The 18,708-nt window shown below is 65.1% G+C and carries 20 protein-coding genes; 11 read left to right on the top strand and 9 right to left on the bottom strand.

Annotated elements, in window-relative coordinates; translation table 11 throughout:
- Positions 1-253 precede the first annotated feature (253 nt).
- On the bottom strand, positions 254-457 hold the full coding sequence (locus PEP31012_RS06140) for a twin transmembrane helix small protein (RefSeq protein ID WP_023597799.1): 204 nt from the start codon (positions 455-457) through the stop codon (positions 254-256).
- 138 nt (positions 458-595) lie between these two features.
- Between PEP31012_RS06140 and PEP31012_RS06135 the strand changes: the two genes are divergently transcribed.
- The 5 genes from PEP31012_RS06135 to PEP31012_RS06115 all read left to right on the top strand — a co-directional run bounded on the left by PEP31012_RS06135 (position 596) and on the right by PEP31012_RS06115 (position 4,887).
- Positions 596-1,321, top strand: coding sequence for an SURF1 family protein (locus tag PEP31012_RS06135; protein WP_150588822.1), 726 nt, complete (start codon positions 596-598; stop codon positions 1,319-1,321).
- A gap of 7 nt (positions 1,322-1,328) precedes the next feature.
- A complete protein-coding gene (locus PEP31012_RS06130; protein WP_150588437.1) occupies positions 1,329-1,961 on the top strand; it encodes an SCO family protein in 633 nt (210 codons plus the stop codon).
- 75 nt (positions 1,962-2,036) lie between these two features.
- On the top strand, positions 2,037-3,221 hold the full coding sequence (locus tag PEP31012_RS06125; RefSeq protein WP_150588436.1) for a COX15/CtaA family protein: 1,185 nt from the start codon (positions 2,037-2,039) through the stop codon (positions 3,219-3,221).
- Between the two features lie 18 nt (positions 3,222-3,239).
- Complete coding sequence (gene cyoE / locus PEP31012_RS06120; protein ID WP_150588435.1) at positions 3,240-4,145, top strand: heme o synthase; 906 nt, start codon at positions 3,240-3,242, stop codon at positions 4,143-4,145.
- Between the two features lie 139 nt (positions 4,146-4,284).
- Positions 4,285-4,887 carry an SCO family protein gene (locus tag PEP31012_RS06115; protein WP_150588434.1) on the top strand — a complete coding sequence of 201 codons (603 nt, stop codon included), beginning with the start codon at positions 4,285-4,287 and terminating at the stop codon, positions 4,885-4,887.
- A 98-nt stretch (positions 4,888-4,985) separates the two neighbouring features.
- Here PEP31012_RS06115 and cydX read toward each other — a convergent pair whose 3' ends face one another.
- The 5 genes from cydX to rpoH form a co-directional block, all read right to left on the bottom strand.
- Positions 4,986-5,108 (bottom strand): cytochrome bd-I oxidase subunit CydX, encoded by a 123-nt coding sequence (gene cydX, locus PEP31012_RS06110; protein ID WP_150588433.1) that lies wholly within the window; start codon positions 5,106-5,108, stop codon positions 4,986-4,988.
- Between the two features lie 15 nt (positions 5,109-5,123).
- Complete coding sequence (gene cydB, locus PEP31012_RS06105; RefSeq protein WP_174978162.1) at positions 5,124-6,260, bottom strand: cytochrome d ubiquinol oxidase subunit II; 1,137 nt, start codon at positions 6,258-6,260, stop codon at positions 5,124-5,126.
- A 27-nt stretch (positions 6,261-6,287) separates the two neighbouring features.
- Positions 6,288-7,892 carry a cytochrome ubiquinol oxidase subunit I gene (locus PEP31012_RS06100; protein WP_150588431.1) on the bottom strand — a complete coding sequence of 535 codons (1,605 nt, stop codon included), beginning with the start codon at positions 7,890-7,892 and terminating at the stop codon, positions 6,288-6,290.
- Positions 7,882-8,193, bottom strand: coding sequence for a cytochrome oxidase putative small subunit CydP (gene cydP, locus PEP31012_RS06095; RefSeq protein WP_150588430.1), 312 nt, complete (start codon positions 8,191-8,193; stop codon positions 7,882-7,884). Before cydP ends, PEP31012_RS06100 begins: the two co-directional genes overlap by 11 nt.
- Positions 8,194-8,609: 416 nt before the next feature.
- Complete coding sequence (rpoH, locus tag PEP31012_RS06090; protein ID WP_150588429.1) at positions 8,610-9,548, bottom strand: RNA polymerase sigma factor RpoH; 939 nt, start codon at positions 9,546-9,548, stop codon at positions 8,610-8,612.
- 221 nt (positions 9,549-9,769) lie between these two features.
- On the opposite strand from rpoH, the gene PEP31012_RS06085 reads away from it, so the two are divergent.
- Entirely contained in the window at positions 9,770-10,153 is a 384-nt protein-coding gene (locus PEP31012_RS06085) for a nuclear transport factor 2 family protein (RefSeq protein WP_150588428.1), read from the top strand.
- Here the strand turns inward: PEP31012_RS06085 and ybiB are convergent.
- Positions 10,113-11,102, bottom strand: coding sequence for a DNA-binding protein YbiB (gene ybiB, locus PEP31012_RS06080; protein ID WP_150588427.1), 990 nt, complete (start codon positions 11,100-11,102; stop codon positions 10,113-10,115). The two genes, PEP31012_RS06085 and ybiB, sit on opposite strands and share 41 nt — an antisense overlap.
- A gap of 198 nt (positions 11,103-11,300) precedes the next feature.
- Between ybiB and maiA the strand changes: the two genes are divergently transcribed.
- From maiA to PEP31012_RS23600, 3 genes are read left to right on the top strand one after another with little or no spacing between them, the layout of a single operon-like run.
- Positions 11,301-11,948 carry a maleylacetoacetate isomerase gene (maiA, locus tag PEP31012_RS06075; RefSeq protein ID WP_150588426.1) on the top strand — a complete coding sequence of 216 codons (648 nt, stop codon included), beginning with the start codon at positions 11,301-11,303 and terminating at the stop codon, positions 11,946-11,948.
- 8 nt (positions 11,949-11,956) lie between these two features.
- On the top strand, positions 11,957-12,583 hold the full coding sequence (locus PEP31012_RS06070) for a LysE/ArgO family amino acid transporter (RefSeq protein WP_150588425.1): 627 nt from the start codon (positions 11,957-11,959) through the stop codon (positions 12,581-12,583).
- A 58-nt stretch (positions 12,584-12,641) separates the two neighbouring features.
- Complete coding sequence (locus PEP31012_RS23600) at positions 12,642-13,028, top strand: hypothetical protein (RefSeq protein WP_174978131.1); 387 nt, start codon at positions 12,642-12,644, stop codon at positions 13,026-13,028.
- Here the strand turns inward: PEP31012_RS23600 and ftsY are convergent.
- On the bottom strand, positions 13,025-14,557 hold the full coding sequence (gene ftsY, locus PEP31012_RS06060; RefSeq protein ID WP_150588424.1) for a signal recognition particle-docking protein FtsY: 1,533 nt from the start codon (positions 14,555-14,557) through the stop codon (positions 13,025-13,027). The genes PEP31012_RS23600 and ftsY overlap by 4 nt on opposite strands.
- A gap of 171 nt (positions 14,558-14,728) precedes the next feature.
- On the opposite strand from ftsY, the gene PEP31012_RS06055 reads away from it, so the two are divergent.
- Together PEP31012_RS06055 and PEP31012_RS06050 are read left to right on the top strand one after the other, a co-directional pair.
- Positions 14,729-16,147 (top strand): M16 family metallopeptidase, encoded by a 1,419-nt coding sequence (locus PEP31012_RS06055; RefSeq protein ID WP_150588423.1) that lies wholly within the window; start codon positions 14,729-14,731, stop codon positions 16,145-16,147.
- 69 nt (positions 16,148-16,216) lie between these two features.
- Positions 16,217-17,614 (top strand): M16 family metallopeptidase, encoded by a 1,398-nt coding sequence (locus PEP31012_RS06050; protein WP_425494934.1) that lies wholly within the window; start codon positions 16,217-16,219, stop codon positions 17,612-17,614.
- 178 nt (positions 17,615-17,792) lie between these two features.
- Here PEP31012_RS06050 and PEP31012_RS06045 read toward each other — a convergent pair whose 3' ends face one another.
- Positions 17,793-18,632, bottom strand: coding sequence for an ABC transporter permease (locus PEP31012_RS06045; RefSeq protein ID WP_281355416.1), 840 nt, complete (start codon positions 18,630-18,632; stop codon positions 17,793-17,795).
- Positions 18,633-18,708: the final 76 nt, after the last annotated feature.

The raw sequence follows: 18,708 nt of genomic DNA, 5'->3' as shown, positions 1-18,708 counted from the left end.
CGAGGGCAGCGAGGCGGGCCAGCGCCCGGCACGCGCTTTCAGGGCTCGATGGCCGGCGGGATGGCCCGGATGGGCGCGGCGGGCGAGGCGGGGGAGACGAGAGGCGGATGCGGACGCAATGCGGCTTTATGTCGCACGACCGTCGCCGGGCTGCAAGCGATGACGCCGCGCGACGACGCGTCGCATCACACGGATCGAAGCCGGAGGGTGGGCATGGGGTGCGGCGATTTGCCGCAGCGAAGCGGCGCGGGACTCAGTATCGTATGCCCGTGCTGTGAATCCATCCCATCCAGTTGGCGAACAGGATGAGCAGGAACAGCGTCACCGACAGGCCGACGCGCACCATGAGCGAATGCACGGTGCGGTTCGATCGGCCCTTGTCCCGCATCATGAAAAACAATGCGGACGCCAGACTGCCGAGAATCAGGACGAAGGCGATGGCAACGATAATGCGCATGATGTGTCCGATGACGGTGATGCGACATTATCGGGCAACGCACACGCGCTGACACGCTGCAATGCGGTGTATTCGGCGACCCGCCTGCCTCGTGCTGCCAGACAAGGAATGGATGTGTTGAAAACCCTTTTACGAGGCATGCGTCCTGTGCCGGCCCTGCTGATGCTGTTCGCGGTGATGCTCACCGCGGCACTTGGCGTATGGCAGTACCAGCGCGCGCAGATGCGCCTGACGCGCCAGGCACAGATCGAGCAGGCCGAACATGCGCCGGTGCTTGCGCTGGGCGCACAGACCTACGCGCTGGGCGACGTGGCGAACCGGCGCGTGCGCGTCACGGGCCGCTTCCTGCAGAACCGAGTGGTGTATCTGGACAATCGACCTCGCAACGAACTGCCCGGTTTTTACGTGGTGATGGCGTTGCAAACGGCCCCGGACCACGTGGTGCTCGTCAACCGTGGATGGCTGCCGCGCGATTTGCGCGATCGTACATCGATCATGCCGTACGCGACCCCGGCTGGCGATGTCACGATCGAAGGCCTGGCGCAGCCCGATCCGTCGCGTGCCTTCGAATTGGGCAAGGGCGGTTCGGCGCCGGGGCTGGCCATTCGGCAGAATCTCGACGTGGCGGATTACGCGCGCGAGACGGCGCTGCCGCTGCAACCGTTCGTGATCATGCAGACGAACGACACGGGCGATCATCTGTTGCGCGACTGGCCTGCGCCCGCGAGCGGTGCGGATCGCAACTATGGTTATATGGCCCAGTGGGCTGGCATGTCGCTGATGCTCGCGCTGCTGGGCTTGCGCCTGGCGTATCGACGCGGACGCCGGCTGACGACGGTCCCCGACAACTTCAAGCGGGCATGAGGCGAACATGAGCACAGAGGTGAATTCCGGGCGCACCGGGAGCCCCGCCATCGACCCGGCGCAGCAACGCCGCGCGCGGCGCATGCTGATCTTGCTGTTCGTGGTGTGCGCAGCGCCCGCGGTGGCGGCGTACCTGATGTATTACGTGTTCAAGCCACAGGGCGGCACGTCGGCTTACGGCAAGCTGATCGAGCCGCAGCGTCCGCTGCCTGCACTGGTGGTGCGCGACGACGAGACGGGACAGACACTGCCAATGTCGTCGCTCAAAGGCAAGTGGTTGATGATCAGCGCGGACACGGCCGCTTGCGACGAGAATTGCGTGAGCAAGCTCTTCTACATGCGGCAGATTCGTGTGTTGCAGGGCAATGAGCGCACGCGCGTGGAAACGCTCTGGCTGGTGACGGATGCCGCCGCGGTGCCGCAGAAAATCGACAGCGCCTATCCGGACACGCGCCGTCTGCGCGTCGATCCGGCGGCACTGGCCGCCTGGCTGCCAACGCAGGACGGCAGCCAAGTGAGCGACCACATCTACCTGGTCGATCCGCTGGGCAACCTGATGATGGCGTTCCCGAAGCACGCCGACCCGAGCAAGATCAAGCGCGATCTGTCGCGCCTGCTCAAGTGGTCGGGAACGGGTTGAGGGGCGCGCCCGTCAACCGTAACAAGACCGCGTGCGATGGCGCAGCGGACATGACGAAAACCTGACGTAAAACCGATGCTTTACCTTTTGGAACTGGGCTTTATCGGCCTGTGTATCGCGGTGCTGCCACTCGGCTGGGTGCTGTTGCGCCGCGACGCGAACAAGTACCGCAAACTGGCCTGGGTGACGACCTTTCTCACGCTCGACCTGATCATGTTCGGCGGCTTCACGCGGCTCACCGATTCGGGCCTCGGGTGCCCCGACTGGCCGGGCTGCTACGGCACGTCGTCGCCGTTCGCCGCGCATGCCGACATTCATGCCGCGCAGTTGCTGCTGCCGACCGGCCCGGTGACGTTCGTCAAGGCGTGGATCGAGATGGTGCACCGCTACTTCGCCATGGCCGTGGGCGTGCTCATCATCACGCTGATGGTGATGGCCTGGGTGAAGCGGCGTGAACTCAAGCAGTCGCCGTGGCTCGCCACGTGGCTGTTCGTGCTCGTCTGCGTGCAGGGCGCGTTTGGCGCCTGGACCGTCACCCTGAAGCTCCAACCGGTGATCGTCTCCACGCACTTGATGTTGGCGCTCACGTTGTTGGGCTCGCTCGTGTGGCTGGCGTCGCGCCAGATGCCGCTCGCCAGCGTGGCGGCCGACCCCGGGGCCTTGCGCTGGCGCTGGGCGGCGCTCATCGGACTGGCGCTGCTGGTGTTTCAGATTGCACTTGGCGGTTGGGTGAGCACTAACTACGCAGTACTGGCGTGTACCGACTTCCCGACGTGTCAGGGGCAGTGGGTGCCGCCGATGGACTTCCATAACGGCTTCAAACTCTGGCGCGCGCTAGGGAAAACGGCCGGTGGCGAGGTGATTCCGATGGACGCGCTCGTCGCGATCCACTGGGTGCACCGGACCTTCGCGATCGTGGTGGTGGCGTACCTGGCCTGGCTGGCAAGCCGGCTGCGACGCCACGCCGCGCTCAGAAAGCCGTCGACGCTGGTGTTGGTACTGGTGCTGGTGCAATTCGCGACCGGATTGTCCAACATCGTTTTCCAATGGCCGTTGCTCAACGCCATCGCCCACAACGGCGGGGCGGCGATCCTGCTGCTGTTGCTCGTTATGTTAAACTACCGCATTCGCGCCGCCAAAACGGCGCCCGTTGCGGCCGGCCTGAGCGATCAGGCAGACCTTCCGGCCCGCCAGACGCCCCTCCCAGCAGCGCAGCCGGCCGCCGCACCACTCGCCGGCGCCCCGACTGGCTCGGCGTAGCGCATAGCCTCTGAGTGTATGAAAAGCACCACCCTTCCCCATCCGCCTGCGAGCCGTATCGCGCAATACTGGGCTTTGACCAAGCCCCGTGTGACGCAGCTCGCCGTCTTCTGTGCCGTGATCGGCATGTTCCTGTCTACGCGCGGCATGGTGCCGTGGCAGGTGCTGATCGGCGGCACCATCGGTATCTGGCTGCTGGCCGGCTCCGCCTTCGCCGTGAATTGCCTGATCGAGCAGCGTGTGGACGCGCTGATGCGCCGTACGGCGTGGCGTCCGTCCGCCCGTGGCGAGATCGCGCCATGGCAGATCATCGTCTTCTCGACGATTCTCGGCGCGGCCGGCATGGCGGTGCTCTATACGTTCACCAATGCCCTGACGATGTGGCTCACGCTGGCCACGTTTGTCGGCTATGCGCTGATCTATACGATCATCCTCAAGCCGTCGACACCACAGAACATTGTGATCGGCGGCGCGTCGGGGGCCATGCCGCCGGCGCTCGGCTGGGCCGCGGCCACCGGTGCCGTGCCGGCCGATGCGTGGATCCTGGTGCTCATCATCTTCGTCTGGACCCCGCCGCATTTCTGGGCGCTCGCGCTCTACCGCCGTCAGGATTACGTGAATTCGGGGCTGCCCATGCTGCCGATCACGCACGGCGAAAAGTACACGCGCCTGCAGATCCTGCTGTACAGCGTGGTGCTGTTCGCGGTGTCCCTGCTGCCGTTCGCGCATCGCATGAGCGGCTATGTTTACCTGGCCTCGGCGGTCGTGCTCTCGGGCATCTTCCTCGGCTACGCGATCAAGCTGTGGCGTCACTATTCCGATGCGCTCTCGCGTTCGATGTTCCGCTACTCGATCATCTACCTGTCGTTGCTGTTCGCCGCGCTGCTGGTCGATCATTACGTTCAGATCTTCCTGCTGGGCTGAGACGCAGTTGCGAGCGTCGCGGGTGCGTGGCCCGCAGTCGTCCGAGCCACGATGACAGGCGCGTTACGGTATTGCTGGCCGGCGCGCCTGTTGTCTTTGCGCGAGGCGTTTTCTTCCTTCGTTTTGGGATCGTTCGTTCATGAATCTGGCTGTCATCTGGTTGCGTCGCGCGATGTTGCTGATGGGACTCACTGTGCTCCTCGCCGCGTGCGGCAAGGACGGCCCGACGTTCCAGAGTCTCGATATCACTGGCAACAAGGAGTTTGCGCAAGATTTCTCGTTGCAGGACCCGCAGGGCAAGACGCGCACGCTCGCCGATTACAAGGGCAAGGCGGTGGTGATGTTCTTCGGCTACACGCATTGTCCCGACGTCTGCCCGACCACGATGGCACAGCTCAACCAGGTGATGCAGAAGCTCGGCCCCGACGCGCAACGCGTGCAGGTCATCTTCGTGACCGTCGATCCGCAACGCGATACGCCGGAACTCATGGGGCAGTACGTGCCTGCGTTCAACCCGGCGTTCGTGGGCCTTCGTCCGGCCGACGACGCGGCGCTCAAGACGCTCACCCAATCGTTCCGTGTGGTGGTCAACAAGGTGGCAGGCTCCACGCCGACCAACTACACCATCGACCACACCGCCGGCATCTATGTCTTCGACCCGCGCGGCCAGTTGCGCCTTTTCATGCGTCCCGACGAATCGGTCGACGCGATGGCCAAGGATCTGCAGACGCTGCTGAGCTGAGTGCGCGACGCCGCGCCACGCAGGGCATAAAAAATCGCGCCCCCGGGGCGCGATTTTCATTTCAACGGGCTAACGGGGGTTGACCCAACGCGGTCCGCTCAGGTGCCGTTGCCTTCCTGACTGCGGCGTTCGAGGTCGTCATGCGCCTCGAACCACATCACGTTGATGATGCCGAACGCGAGCGCGAGGCCCAGGCCGAGAATCCAAGAGAAGTACCACATGTCGCGACTCCTTGATCAATACATCGTGTGCGGGTTGTCGTTGACCGTCTCGATTGTCACGCGCCCGCGGATCACGCGATACACCCAGCCGGTGTAGAGCAGGACGATGGGCAGGAAGATGACCACGGCGATGAGCATGATTTGCAGCGTGAGTTGACTCGAGGTGGCGTCCCAGATGGTCAGGCTATTGCCGGGCGCCGTGGCCGAGGGCATCACGAACGGGAACATCGAGAAGCCGGCAGTGAGGATGATGCCGGCCATCATCAGCCCGGTGACGACGAACGTCCACGCGTAGGCCCGGCTGGTCGCCAGCACGGCTGCGAGCAGTGCGCACAGGCACGCAACGACCGGTGCCGCGATCATCCACGGATAGGTCTGATAGTTCGTGAGCCAGAGGCCGGGGCCGGTCATCACCTGCTTGAGCAGCGGATTGGCCGGCGAGTCGGTCGCCCCCATCTTCGTGATGGCGAAGCCGTCGACGTGCGTGGCGACGAGCATGCCCGCCACCAGGAACAGCAGCAGCGTGCCCAGCGCGGTGAGGCGCATGATGCGTCCGGCGCGCACGGCCACGATCGGATCGGCCTTCATGCGTAGGTGGGCTGCGCCGTGCGTGAGCAGCATCAGCAGGCTCACCAGGCCGCACAGCAGCGCGAACGGGTTGAGCAGCGCCCAGAACGAGCCCGTGTAGGTCGAGCGCATGGTGTTGTCGAACGAGAACGGCAGGCCGAGCAGCAGGTTGCCGAAGGCCACGCCGAACACCAGCGACGGCACCACGCTGCCGGCGAACAGCGCCCAGTCCCACGAGTTGCGCCAGCGCGCGCTCGGCAGCTTGTTGCGGTAGTCGAAGCCGACGGGGCGCAGAAACAAGGCGAAGAGCACGAGCAGCAGCGCCCAGTAAAGGCCCGAGAACGCGGCCGCGTAGACCAGCGGCCAGGCGGCGAACATTGCGCCGCCCGCCGTCACGAACCAGACCTGGTTGCCTTCCCAGGTCGGGGCGACGGTGTTGATGATGACGCGACGCTCAGCGTCAGTCTTGCCCAGAAAAGGCAGCAGCGTGGCCGTGCCCATGTCGAAGCCGTCGAAGAAGGCGAAGCCGATCAGCAGTACGCCGATGAGCACCCACCAGACCAGCTTGAGTACGGTGTAATCGATCATCATGATGTGGTGTCTCCCTGACGATCAGACCGATGCGGTCGGACGCTTGGCGGTGATCGCTACGCCGTCGGTGCCGTCGGTCTCGAAGTGATAGCGGCCGGTGTGCAGCGACGACGGGCCGAGCTTGACGTACTTCACCATCAGGAACATTTCGATGATAAGCAACGCGGTGTAGAAGACGATGAAACCCGCGAGGCTCAGATACAGGTCGGTTGCCGAGAGCGACGACGCCGAGAGGTGCGTCGGCAGCACGCCGGCGATGGTCCATGGCTGGCGTCCCATCTCGGCGACGATCCACCCGAATTCGATGGCGATCCACGGCAGCGGAATCGCCCACACCGTCCAGCGCAGGAACCACGCCGAGCGCGGTTTGAGCAAGCGACGACGCGCGCACAGCCAGAATGCCCAGACGAACGTGAACAGGAACAGGAAGCCCAGCGCGACCATCACACGGAACGACCAGAACACGGGCGCGACCGGCGGGATCGTGTCGTTGGCCGCCAGGTGGATCTGCTCAGGCGTGGCATCGACAACGTTCGGCGTGTACTTCTTGAGCAGCAGGCCGTAGCCGAGATCGTCCTTGTATTTGTCGAATTCGGCGCGTACGGCTGGCGAGGTATCGCCGCCACGCAGCTTCTCGAGCGCCGCGAACGCGAGCATGCCACGCCGGATATTCTCCTTGTGTTCGTCGCGCAATTGCGTGAGACCGATCACGGGCGTGTCGATCGAGCGCGTAGCGATCAGGCCCATCGCCCAGGGAATCTTCACTGCATAGTCGGTGCGCGCTTCCTTCTGGTTCGGCAAGCCGAACAGTGTGAACGATGCGGGCGGCTTGGCCGTCTCCCATTCCGCTTCGATGGCGGCGAGCTTGACCTTCTGCACCTCGCCCGTGGTGTAGCCCGATTCGTCGCCCAGCACGATGACCGACAGCGTCGAGGCCAGACCGAAGCCCGCCGCGACGGCGAAGGAGCGCAGCGCGAACGGCACGTCACGGCGCTTGAGCAGATACCACGCGGAGATGCCGAGCACGAACATGGCGGCGGTCACATAGCCGGCCGAGAGCGTGTGCACGAACTTCACCTGGGCCACCGGGTTGAAGATCACGTCCCAGATGCTCGTGAGCTCCATGCGCATGGTCTCGTAGTTGAAGTGCGCGCCGACGGGATTGTTCATCCAGCCGTTGGCCACGAGAATCCACAGCGCCGACAGGTTCGAGCCCAAGGCCACCGCGAACGTGGTGGCAAGGTGGCCAATGCGCGAGAGCTTGTTCCAGCCGAAGAAGAACAGGCCGACGAACGTCGCTTCGAGGAAGAACGCCATCAGGCCTTCGATCGCGAGCGGCACGCCGAAGATGTCACCGACGTAGTGCGAGTAGTAAGCCCAGTTGGTGCCGAACTGGAATTCGAGCGTGAGACCGGTGGTCACGCCCATCGCGAAGTTGATCAGGAAGAGCTTGCCCCAGAACTGGGTCATGTCCTTGTAGACCGGCTTGCCGGTCATCACGTAGACCGACTCCATGATGACAAGCAGCCAGGACAGGCCCAGGGTGAGTGGGACGAACAGGAAGTGATACAACGCCGTTATGGCGAACTGCAGGCGCGAGAGGTCGACGACTTCGCTACTGATCATGGCGGACACCTTGACTTGGGGTGGGGGATGGCGCTTCGACGGCTTGCGGCCCGATCAGGGCGCGCGCCACGACATCCGGTGGCAATTGCATGTGCTTGGCCATCGGCGCGTCGAAGAACGCGTGCTTCAGAATGAAAAGGAGTGCTACCTTGATCGCGAGGACGATCAGGATTTCGAACATGAAGCGGGACGGGCGGTTGCGCCAGCGCCGGATCGCCCAGACGGCGATAGCGGGACGCGACGCCGCGACAGGCGCGGCCGTGGCGGGCGGTTTCAGACTGCTAGGAGAGTGGGTGTCCATCCGTGACGGCTCCTGGCATCGAAAGTCGTTGTGTTGGAAACAGCGTCGACTTTCGGCGCATTTTGCCTTATCGCTTGAAAATGTCAAACCGCGGCGCGGGGGGCGGATGACACGCAGGTGACACCCGTTCGATGCAGTTCCGCCGTCAGGGAAGACGGCCGACGAGAAATGGATTCGAGACAAGGGTCCGGCGCAGCGAACGGCCCCCGGGCCGTCCCATGCACGCAGCATGGCCACGTACGCATCGATTCTATCGATCGCGCCCGCGCACGACCTTGCGATGCATCAAATCCGGCGCAAATGATGCGTGAACTTTCGAAGTCCAATAAAAAACCCCGTGAGTTTCACGGGGTTTCGTTGTCGGCCGTCGCGTGTGGCAATGTGTCGCATTGCCACACGCGGATTCGATCGATGGGTTAGGCGAGGGCTTGCAGCGCGCCCTTCATCTTCTTCATCGCGGCGACTTCGATCTGTCGGATGCGCTCGGCGGACACGCCGAATTCGTCCGCCAGTTCGTGCAGCGTGGCACCGCCGCTGCCGTCGTCGGCCACCGACAGCCAGCGCGCTTCGATAATGCGGCGGCTGCGTGCGTCGAGACGGCCGAGTGCGGTTTGCAGGCCGTCGCTTTGCAGGTGATCGCGCTCGCGCGCGGCGATCACGGCGGTTGGCTCCTGGTGCGAGTCGGCCAGGTAAGCGATGGGAGCGAAGCTTGCGCTGTCGCTGTCGTCGCTGTGACCTTCCAGGGCGATGTCGCCGCCCGACATGCGCGTTTCCATCTCGATGACGTCTTCGCGCTTGACGTTCAGATCGCGGGCGACCTGATCGATCTCGTCCGGCGTGAACGCCTGCAGGCCTTGCTTCTGGCTACGCAGATTGAAGAACAGCTTGCGCTGGGCCTTGGTCGTCGCGACCTTGACCGTGCGCCAGTTGCGCAGCACATACTCGTGAATCTCGGCCTTGATCCAGTGCATGGCATACGACACGAGTCGCACCCCCTGGGTCGGATCGAAGCGCTTGACGGCCTTCATCAGGCCGATGTTGCCTTCCTGGATCAGGTCGGCGTGCGGCAGACCGTAGCCGAGGTAGTTACGCGCGATCGACACCACCAGACGCAGGTGCGAGAGCACGAGCTGGCGAGCGGCTTCGAGGTCGTCGTTCTCACGCAGACGCTTGGCGAGCGACTGCTCTTCCTCGGCGCTCAGCAGCGGAATGCGGTGGACAGCCTGAATGTAGCTCTCGATATTGCCCAGACTGCCCGGCAGCATCAACGCCGACGGGGCAAGCGTAAGGGCACGCGAAGTCGGCGCCGTGCCGGTGGCCGGCGTCGTCGGATGCAAAGTGGCGGCAGTACTCAAGTGGCAGACTCCTGGTTAGCCTCTGGGAAAGCATTTTAGCACTCTCTCCAGATGAGTGCTAAAGACGTTAGAACCCTTACCGGGCGGGAAGTTTCCGCTGTCTCGGGGTTTTCCAGCACCCCCCGTCAAACGGGGGAAGTCACTGGCGCAAACGTCACGCGGATGGTGTAAATTGCAACCCAAGCCGCGAGCGTTTGGGGCGACGACGACGGGAGGTCGACATGGCGGGAAAGCACATTGACGCGGTACGCGAACGCGAATCGGCGCGCTTTGACGCGATGGTCGAGGGGGATGTCGAACAGCTCGACGCCCTCCTGGCCGACGGCCTCCACTATGTGCATTCGAACGGCAAACGCGAATCGAAGCGCGAATTCCTCGACGCGCTCACCTCGGGCCGCCGCCGTTACCTCGACATCGATATCCGGGCACAGGAGTTGCGCCAGTTCGGCGACACCGTGGTCGTCACCGGCAAGCTGAAGGTGGAGCTGGAAACCGCCACCGGATCGCTGGAATCGCAGATGGCCTACACGGCCGTGCACGTGCTCGAGGCCGACGAATGGCACCTTATCTCGTGGCAGGCGACCCGCATGGCATCGACCGACTGACGCGTCCGAGCGCCTGGCGAATCACCTCGACTTGCCGGGCGATCGGTGCGGGCACGGCAATGTTGCCGGCCAGCACGGCTTCGATCCACCGTGCGGTGGCCGTCGCGTCAGCGGCCGGCAGCATCGGCGGCGTGCCCGTGGCCCCCTCTTCCGCGGCTTGCCATAGCTGGTAGGTTCCGTCCGAAAAGCCGTCAATGGCGGCTTGGCGGCGGGCATCCGCGACCGGCTCGCCTTCCGTGCCACGCGCGAGCAGTACGCCCGGTGCCGGGCTGTTGGCCGCCACGGCAAACATCTCGCTGAGCGTCTCCCGATATTCCGGATGGGTGTAATTCACGAGCCGCAACGCCGGGCCGGCAAACGGCTGTAACAACTTCACGACGGTATGGCCGGAGTTACGCACGCCCAGCGCGGCACGCATCTCCAGCAGCCGCTCCAGTGCGGGGGAAAGCGCCGCGATCGGCAGGTAGGCGACGCGACGCGTGCGCAAAGCCGCCTCGGCCTCGTCCGCCGATTGACAGGCCGCGTGACCCAGCGCGGCAAAGATCGCTTGTGAACCCACGCGATTCGCGCCGCTGTGATGCTGACCATGCACGAGTACCGGAATGCCCTCGCGGGCGAGCAGCAGCGCGAGCAGCGGCGTGAGATTCGGTTGCTTGCGGGCCCCGTTGTAACTGGGCAGCAGCACCGGCGGCGGAGCATCGGCAGGGGCGATGAGCGGTGTGAACGTCGCGTGCGCGGCGTCGAGCATCGCGCGCAGTTCGACCGGCGTCTCGCCCTTGATGCGGTAGGCGATCAGAACCCCGCCCAGCTCCGCCGGGGCCACGCGCTCGGCAAGGATGGCGTCGAACAGGGTGCGCGTCTCGTCGGCGTCCAGTGCCCGGGCGCCTTTCGCCCCGCGGGCGATGATTTTGAGTAGCGGGGCACAGGCAAAGGGGGCGGCAGAGGTCATGGCACGTCGGTGGTGAGGGTCGCGGGGGCGGTACAGGGGACGGCGAGCCGCCGTGATCCTGCCGCCGGATACCACTCCATCATACGCAATCAGGTGTCATCGGGGCCAGCGCTTGAAGTACCATTTCGTGTTCAGGCGCGGCACCTGGGGCTTGACCCCGACACCGCGCCTTCCCAATTTCCGCCCCTGAGGTCAGCCATGTCCACGCTGTACAGCTATTTCCGCAGTTCCGCCGCGTATCGCGTGCGGATCGCCCTGAATTTGAAGGGTCTCGCGTACGAGACCGTACCGGTGCATCTGGTGCGTGATGGCGGCGAGCAGCGAAAACCGGCGTACCGGGCGCTCAACGTCAACGGATTGGTGCCGACGTTCGTCGAGGACGGCGTGAACCTGCATCAGTCGTTGGCCATCATCGAGTATCTCGAAGAGATACATCCGACGCCTGCGCTTCTGCCGGCCGACCCGGTCGCGCGCGCCCAGGTGCGGGCGCTGGCGCTCGACATCGCCGCCGACATTCATCCGATCGACAACCTGCGCGTGCTGCGTTACCTCAAGCACGACCTCGGTGTGACCGATGCGCAGAAGGACGCATGGTACGTCCACTGGGTCATGGAGGGGTTCACGTCGCTGGAAGCCCGGCTGGCGGCGCAGTCGTCGCCAGGCCGGTTCACCTTTGGCGACACCCCGACGCTGGCGGACTGCTGCCTCGTGCCGCAGGTCTACAACGCCAACCGATTCCGGGTGGACATGACACCGTTCCCGCGCATCGCCGCGGTGACCGCGCACTGCCTGACGCTCGACGCTTTCCGCCGTGCCGCGCCCGAGGCGCAGCCCGACGCGGAGTAAGCCGCACGATGGTCGATCCCGCGTTCTGGCGGGGCATGGCGCTTGGCGCCAGCCTCATCGTGGCCATTGGCGCCCAGAATGCATTTGTGCTGCGCCAAGGCATTCTTCGACGTCACGTTGGCGTGGTTGTGGCCGTCTGCGCCATCTGCGACATGATCCTGATTGCGGCGGGAGTGGCCGGCATGGGGGGCCTGATCGCCGCTTATCCCCGCTTCCTGACGGCGGTGACGTGGGGCGGCGCGGCGTTCCTGTTCTGGTACGGCCTGCGCGCGTGGCGGGCCGCATTGCGCGGTGCGGGGGCCCTGCAGGCCGACGGCAGCCGCGCAGCCATGCAGGAGATGCACTGGTCGCGTGCGTTCGTGCTCGCCCTGATGCTCTCGATACTCAATCCCCACGTCTATCTGGACACGGTGATTCTGCTCGGCGGCATCGGCGCGCGCGAGGCGTCGCCCGGGAATACCTGGTTCGCCGCCGGCGCGATGACGGCGTCCGTCCTGTGGTTCTCCACGCTAGGCTATGGCGCGCGGTGGCTCGCACCGTTGTTCTCTCGCGCGCGTGCCTGGCAGATCCTCGACGGCATCGTCGGCATGATGATGTGGGGGCTTTGCGCGGGACTCGTTGTGCAGCAGTGGTAAGGCATTGACGCCCGGTCGCACCGATGTGGGCCGCCTGAAAAGCCAACGGCCCGCCCACATGACGTGGCGGGCCGTTGACGTTGAGGCCGGTGTCGCTGGCCGTGTCTACCGGCTGGCTTGGCCGGGGCCGCCAAGCCAGCCGAGCCAGCCGAGCCAGTTGAGCCAGTTGAGCCAGTTGAGCCAGTTGAGCCAGTCGAGCCAGTCGAGCCAGTCGAGCCAGTCGAGCCAGTCGAGCCAGTTGAGCCAGTTGAGCCAGTTGAGCCAGTCGAGCGAGTCGAGCGAGTCGAGCCAGCCGAACCAGCCGAACCAGCCGAACCAGCCGAACCAGTTGAGCCAGTCGAGCCAGCCGAACCAGTCGAGCCAGCCGAACCAGCCGAACCAGCCGAACCAGCCGAACCAGCCGAACCAGCCGAACCAGCCGAACCAACTGGTTTCGCTGATTTAGCCGAGCAGGGCGTCGGCGAACTCGCGTGCCGAGAACGGCTGCAGGTCCTCGACCTTCTCGCCCACGCCAATGAAGTACACGGGCACCGGACGCTGGCGCGCAATCGCGGCGAGAATGCCGCCCTTGGCCGTGCCGTCGAGCTTCGTGACGATGAGCCCGGTGAGCTGCAGCGCGTCGTCGAACGCCTTGACCTGCGTAAGCGCGTTTTGTCCTGTATTGGCGTCGATCACGAGCAGCACTTCGTGCGGCGCGCCCTCGGCGGCCTTGCCCAGCACGCGCTTGATCTTCTTCAGCTCTTCCATCAAATGCAGTTGCGTGGGCAGGCGGCCAGCGGTGTCGGCCATCACGATGTCGATCTTGCGTGCGCGAGCGGCATTCACGGCGTCGAACACCACGGCGGCCGGGTCGCCGTTTTCCTGTGAGACGACGGCAACGTTGTTGCGCTCGCCCCAGATTGCCAGTTGTTCGCGTGCCGCCGCGCGGAACGTGTCGCCGGCAGCGAGGAGCACAGACTGGCCATAGTGCTGGAAGTGTTTGGCCAGCTTGCCGATGCTCGTCGTTTTGCCGGCGCCGTTCACGCCCGCGATCATCACGACCAACGGTGCTTCGCGACCCAGCACCAGGCTTTGCTCCAGCGGTTTGAGCAGTTCCACCAGAAGATCGTGCAGGGCGCGTTTGACCTGCTCGCCTTCGGTTAGCCGTTCGGCCTTCACCTTCTTGCGCAGGGCGCCGATCAGGAACGCCGTGGCTTCCACGCCGGCGTCGCTCATCAGCAAGGCGTCTTCCAGTTCCTCGAACAGGTTGTCGTCGACCTTCACGCCGATGAAGATGCCCGTGAGGCCGGCGCTCGTCTTCGACAGTCCCGCCTTCAGGCGCGAGAGCCAGGAGCGCTTGGCCGCCGGTGCCGGGGCGGGTGCGGCGACGATCTCGCCGATGGCGTCGCCATGCACGTCCTTGACGACGACGGGCGGGGGCGGGGCGGTCGGTTCGGCGGACTCAGCGGACTCAGCCGACTCAGCCGACTCAACGGACTCAACCAATTCAGTCGATTCAACCGACTCAACCGACTCAGCCGACTCGACAGACTCGACAGACTCAACAGACTCAACCGATCCAGCCGATCCGGACCGTTCGGGCGCGATCTGCGGGGCGAGCGACGGCGCAGACTGCGCTGGCACGACGAGCGTTGGGACATGCCCCTTCGCCGGCTCAGACGGTTCCACATTTTCGACCGGGCTGAGCGGCGAGCGCGGGGCGATTGCCGGGGCGGCGGGCGCTTGCGCCGCAGCCGGTGCGGAAACGGGGGCGATGGCCGGTGCGACTGGCTGCGGCGGGCTCGCGGGGGCGGGCGCAGCGGGTTGGGCCGGGGCGATCCCGGCCTGCGCGGCAGCGCCATCGATCGGCGAGTGCAGCGATTCGGGCGCGTCCAGCGATTGGGCCGACTCGGCGGCGGTCGATTCGGTCGATGCGGCACTCGTCTCGGCGGCCTTGTTGCCGCCCGACTTGAAGCGCTTGAAGAAACTGAACATGGGGTGAAGAACTCGACGTGGGCGCACGCGATCGGCGTGCGTCTGTGATTTGTCCTGCCATTCGCGTCGCACAAAACACCCTACAATGGGCGGGTCGTGGTTTCCAACGCGGGAAATGCGACCTATTTTATCAGACGCGAATCGACGTCCACGACGGGCGAAAGGGGATCCATGACGGGAACCATGCGCTGGCGACATGCCTTGGCCGGACTCATCCTGGCCGGTGTGACATGCCTGAGCCAGGCGGCCGACACGACGGGCAGCAAAACGACCGATAACACTTCGGAATTCACGCTATCGAACGGGCTGCGATTGATCGTGCGAGAAGATCACCGCGCGCCGACGGTGGCGCATGTGGTCTGGTACCGCGCCGGCTCGCTCGACGAATTCAATGGCACCACGGGCGTGGCCCACGTGCTCGAACACATGATGTTCAAGGGCACGAAGACGGTCGGGCCCGGCCAGTTCTCGCGTCAGGTTGCCGCGCTGGGGGGCCGCGAGAACGCGTTCACCAGCAAGGACTACACCGGGTACTTCGAGCAGACGGAGAAGTCGCGTCTGCCCGAGATGATGCGTCTCGAGGCCGACCGCATGGCCAATCTCACGCTCGCCGGCGACGAGTTCGCGAAGGAGATCCAGGTGGTCATGGAGGAGCGCCGACTCCGCACGGACGATCAGCCGCGCGCATTGCTCTACGAACAATTGATGGCCTCGGCGCTCGTTGCCAATCCGTATCGTCGTCCGATCGTCGGCTGGATGGACGACCTTCAACACATGACCGTTCAGGACGCGCGCGATTGGTACGCGCGCTGGTATGCGCCGAACAATGCGGTGGTGGTGGTCAGCGGCGACGTCGATCCGGCGCAGGTCAAGCAACTCGCCGAGACGTATTACGGCCCGATCAAGCCTCATGCGTTGCCCGAGCGGCGCCCGCAGAACGAGCCCGAACAACTGGGCGTGCGTCGGGTGTTCGTGAAAGCGCCGGCCGAGAATCCGCACGTCATGCTCGCGTGGCGCGCGCCGCGTCTGACCGACGTCGAGAAGGATGACGACGTCTATGCATTGCAAGTGCTCGCCGCCGTGCTCGACGGTTATGACAATGCGCGTCTGACGAGCCGGCTCGTGCGGGAGCAACGCATCGCGAACGATGTCGGTGCCAACTATGACGGCGTGGGACGTGGGCCGCAGTTTTTCCTCCTCGACGGTACCCCGGCGCAGGGCAAGACGCCCGAGCAGATCGAGAAGGCGCTTCGCGCGCAAGTCGCCGACATTGCGGCGCATGGCGTGACCGCGGTGGAGCTCGCGCGCGTGAAGGCACAGGTCGTTGCCTCGCAGATCTACAAGCGTGACTCGGTGTTCGGGCAGGCGATGGAAATCGGCCTGAACGAAATGTCGGGCATCTCGTGGCGGCAGATCGATCGCATGCTCGAAAAGGTGAAAGCGGTGACACCGGCGCAAGTGCAGGCGGTGGCCGGCAAGTACTTCGGCGACGCGTCGTTGACCGTGGCAACGCTGGTGCCGCAGCCGATCGACGAGGCGACACGCAAGCGCCGCGCCCAAGGGGCGGATGACCTGAAGAACCTGCGCTGAGAGGGCCACACGATGATGAAAATTTCCGCACTGTTGCGTGCGTTTGCCGTGCCTGCGCGCACGGACTTGATGGCGGCCGCAGGGGCCGTTGCCGCTGGGATGGTGGGCGTGGCGATCGCCGTCACGCCGCTGAGCGCTCGCGCGGCGTTGCCGATTCAAAGCTGGGTGGCGCCGTCGGGCGCCAAGGTGATGTTCGTCGAGAGCCGTTCGATCCCGATGATCGACCTAAACATCGATTTCGATGCCGGCAGCCGCTACGATCCGCCCGGGAAGTCGGGCTTGGCGATGCTCACGGCGGGCTTGCTCGACGCGGGCGCGGCGGCGTCGGCGGGGCGCCCCGCGCTGACCGAGGCGCAAATTGCCGACCGATTTGCGGATGTGGGGGCGATGGAAGCGACAAGCGCCGGACGCGACGCCGCGACCGTCACCCTGCGCACGTTGTCGTCGGCGACCGAGCGCGATGCCGCGGTCGGCGCGATGGCGCAGTTTCTGCAACATCCGACGTTCCCCGAGGCGGTGCTCAAGCGCGAGGCGGCGCGTCTGTCGTCGGCGATTGCCGAATCCGATACGAAGCCCGAGGCGATTGCCGAGAAGGCGTTTCGCCGCGCGATCTATGGCAGCCATCCGTATGGCGTCAGCCCGACGGTGGCCAGTGTGAGCGCAGTAAAGCGCGACGATCTGGTGCGCTTCTACCGCGACATGTACAGCCCGAAGCGGGCCGTCGTCACGATCGTCGGGGACATCGATCGCGCGCAGGCGGAAACGATCGTGGCCACGCTCATCGATGCCATGCCGGCGGGGGTGACGCCCCCGGCGATGCCCGCGGTGGCGCCGTTGCGAAGTGCCGTGCAGATCGATCTGCCGCACCCGGCCGAACAGGCGCATATCGTGACGGGGCAGGCGTCGGTGGCGCGCAGCGATCCCGATTACTTCCCGTTGCTCGTGGGCAACTACGTGCTGGGCGGCGGTGGTTTCGTGTCACGCCTGACGTCGGAAGTGCGCGAGAAGCGCGGCCTGACGTATGGGGTGTCGAGCGGCTTCATGCCCCAGTTGCAGGAAGGGCCGTTTGAGATCAGTCTGCAGACGCGTCGCGAGCAGGCGCCGGAAGCGCTCAAGGTCGTGCGTGAGACGCTCGCCACGTTCGTGCAGAACGGGCCGACCGACGCGGAGATGCAGGCCGCCAAGGACAACCTGACCAACGGCTTCCCGCTGCGACTGGACAGTAACCGCAAGCTGCTGGCAAACGTGGCTGCGATCGGCTTCTATCATTTGCCGCTGGACTACCTCGACACCTGGACCCGCAACGTCGAAGCCGTGACGGCCGCACAGGTAAAGGACGCTTTCGCGCGTCACGTGAAGCCGGACCATCTCGTCACGGTGGTCGTGGGGCCGAGCGGTGTCTTCGGCAAGGCAGATACGGGCGCAGCGGCGCCCGGCGGCAAGCCCGCGGAAGCCGCGCAAAAGTAGGAATCGGCGTATCTGCGTATCGTCGCGTGGCTGTCGCGGCGAATGCCCTCTGAAAAACGGCACCCGCATTTTCCGGTGCCGTTTTTCGTTGACTTCGTTGACTTCGTTGACTTCGTTGACTTCGTTGACTTCGTTGACTTCGTTGGTTTCGACGTGCGGGTGGAGGCGCGCCGTGGCGTTACCGAAGGATGCGTCTGCGCAGTAGCACGAGCGCCACGGCGAACCCGGCGACCGCATAGACCGCGAGCGCGCCGGCGTGCAGCCAGGGCAGGTCGATGGGGCGTCCGAGCATGGCCGGACGAATCAGGGCCACGGCGTGGGCCAGGGGCAACCACTCCGTCACGTGACGAGCTGCGGCCGGTAGTTGCGCCAGCGGGAAGAACACGCCCGAGAGCAGCAGCATCGGTGTCATCACCAGCGTCTGGTAGAACATGAAGAAGTCATAGCTCGGCGCGAGTGCCGTCGTTACCATGGCCAGGCTCGCAAAGGCGAGTCCCGCAAGCAGGATCACCGGCAGCACGACCGGCAGGCTGTCGATGCGCGCGTAGCCAAGCACGCTGGCCACCAGCAGGATCGCGACGCCCGAGAGCACGGCCTTGCTGGCGGCCCACACGACTTCGCCGAGCACCACGTCGCCCAGCGTGAGCGGCGTGTGCATGAGGGCTTCCCACGTGCGCTGCACATGCATGCGCGAGAAGCCCGAGTACATCGACTCGAAGCTCGCGGAGAACATTACGCTGGAGCCGACGGTGCCCGCGGCGAGGAACGCGATGTACGAAGTGCCGTCGACCTCGCCGACCATCATGCCGAGACCGAACCCCAGCCCGAAGAGGTAGATCATCGGGTCGGCCAGATTGCCGAACAACGACGCGATGGCGAGCTTGCGCCAGACGAGGAAGTTGCGCCGCCAGACGCCCATCCATGGTGACATGCCGGGGAGATAGCGGGGGGCGTCACCGCGACGTGATCGCGCCGTCGAGACGGCCGCACGGTTGGGCTTGCCGGGGGCACGGGGCATGTCCCTCCTGTCGCGCTTGTCAGGCATGTCAGGCATGTCAGGCACATCAGGCACATCAGGCGTGTCAGGCATGCCA

It is taken from the genome of Pandoraea eparura, from assembly GCF_902459725.1.
Lineage (GTDB): Bacteria > Pseudomonadota > Gammaproteobacteria > Burkholderiales > Burkholderiaceae > Pandoraea > Pandoraea eparura.
Note: the sequence above shows the minus strand (reverse complement) of the source record. Positions and strands in the feature narration are given on the sequence as shown.

Excerpts from the sequence above, each read along its gene's own strand:
- PEP31012_RS06140 (WP_023597799.1), bottom strand. The coding sequence starts at position 457 with ATGCGCATTATCGTTGCCATCGCCTTCGTCCTGATTCTCGGCAGTCTG.
- PEP31012_RS06135 (WP_150588822.1), top strand. The coding sequence starts at position 596 with ATGCGTCCTGTGCCGGCCCTGCTGATGCTGTTCGCGGTGATGCTCACC.
- PEP31012_RS06130 (WP_150588437.1), top strand. The coding sequence starts at position 1,329 with ATGAGCACAGAGGTGAATTCCGGGCGCACCGGGAGCCCCGCCATCGAC.
- PEP31012_RS06125 (WP_150588436.1), top strand. The coding sequence starts at position 2,037 with ATGCTTTACCTTTTGGAACTGGGCTTTATCGGCCTGTGTATCGCGGTG.
- cyoE (WP_150588435.1), top strand. The coding sequence starts at position 3,240 with ATGAAAAGCACCACCCTTCCCCATCCGCCTGCGAGCCGTATCGCGCAA.
- PEP31012_RS06115 (WP_150588434.1), top strand. The coding sequence starts at position 4,285 with ATGAATCTGGCTGTCATCTGGTTGCGTCGCGCGATGTTGCTGATGGGA.
- cydX (WP_150588433.1), bottom strand. The coding sequence starts at position 5,108 with ATGTGGTACTTCTCTTGGATTCTCGGCCTGGGCCTCGCGCTCGCGTTC.
- PEP31012_RS06100 (WP_150588431.1), bottom strand. The coding sequence starts at position 7,892 with ATGATCAGTAGCGAAGTCGTCGACCTCTCGCGCCTGCAGTTCGCCATA.
- cydP (WP_150588430.1), bottom strand. The coding sequence starts at position 8,193 with ATGGACACCCACTCTCCTAGCAGTCTGAAACCGCCCGCCACGGCCGCG.
- PEP31012_RS06085 (WP_150588428.1), top strand. The coding sequence starts at position 9,770 with ATGGCGGGAAAGCACATTGACGCGGTACGCGAACGCGAATCGGCGCGC.
- ybiB (WP_150588427.1), bottom strand. The coding sequence starts at position 11,102 with ATGACCTCTGCCGCCCCCTTTGCCTGTGCCCCGCTACTCAAAATCATC.
- maiA (WP_150588426.1), top strand. The coding sequence starts at position 11,301 with ATGTCCACGCTGTACAGCTATTTCCGCAGTTCCGCCGCGTATCGCGTG.
- PEP31012_RS06070 (WP_150588425.1), top strand. The coding sequence starts at position 11,957 with ATGGTCGATCCCGCGTTCTGGCGGGGCATGGCGCTTGGCGCCAGCCTC.
- PEP31012_RS23600 (WP_174978131.1), top strand. The coding sequence starts at position 12,642 with ATGACGTGGCGGGCCGTTGACGTTGAGGCCGGTGTCGCTGGCCGTGTC.
- ftsY (WP_150588424.1), bottom strand. The coding sequence starts at position 14,557 with ATGTTCAGTTTCTTCAAGCGCTTCAAGTCGGGCGGCAACAAGGCCGCC.
- PEP31012_RS06055 (WP_150588423.1), top strand. The coding sequence starts at position 14,729 with ATGACGGGAACCATGCGCTGGCGACATGCCTTGGCCGGACTCATCCTG.
- PEP31012_RS06050 (WP_425494934.1), top strand. The coding sequence starts at position 16,217 with ATGGCGGCCGCAGGGGCCGTTGCCGCTGGGATGGTGGGCGTGGCGATC.
- PEP31012_RS06045 (WP_281355416.1), bottom strand. The coding sequence starts at position 18,632 with ATGCCCCGTGCCCCCGGCAAGCCCAACCGTGCGGCCGTCTCGACGGCG.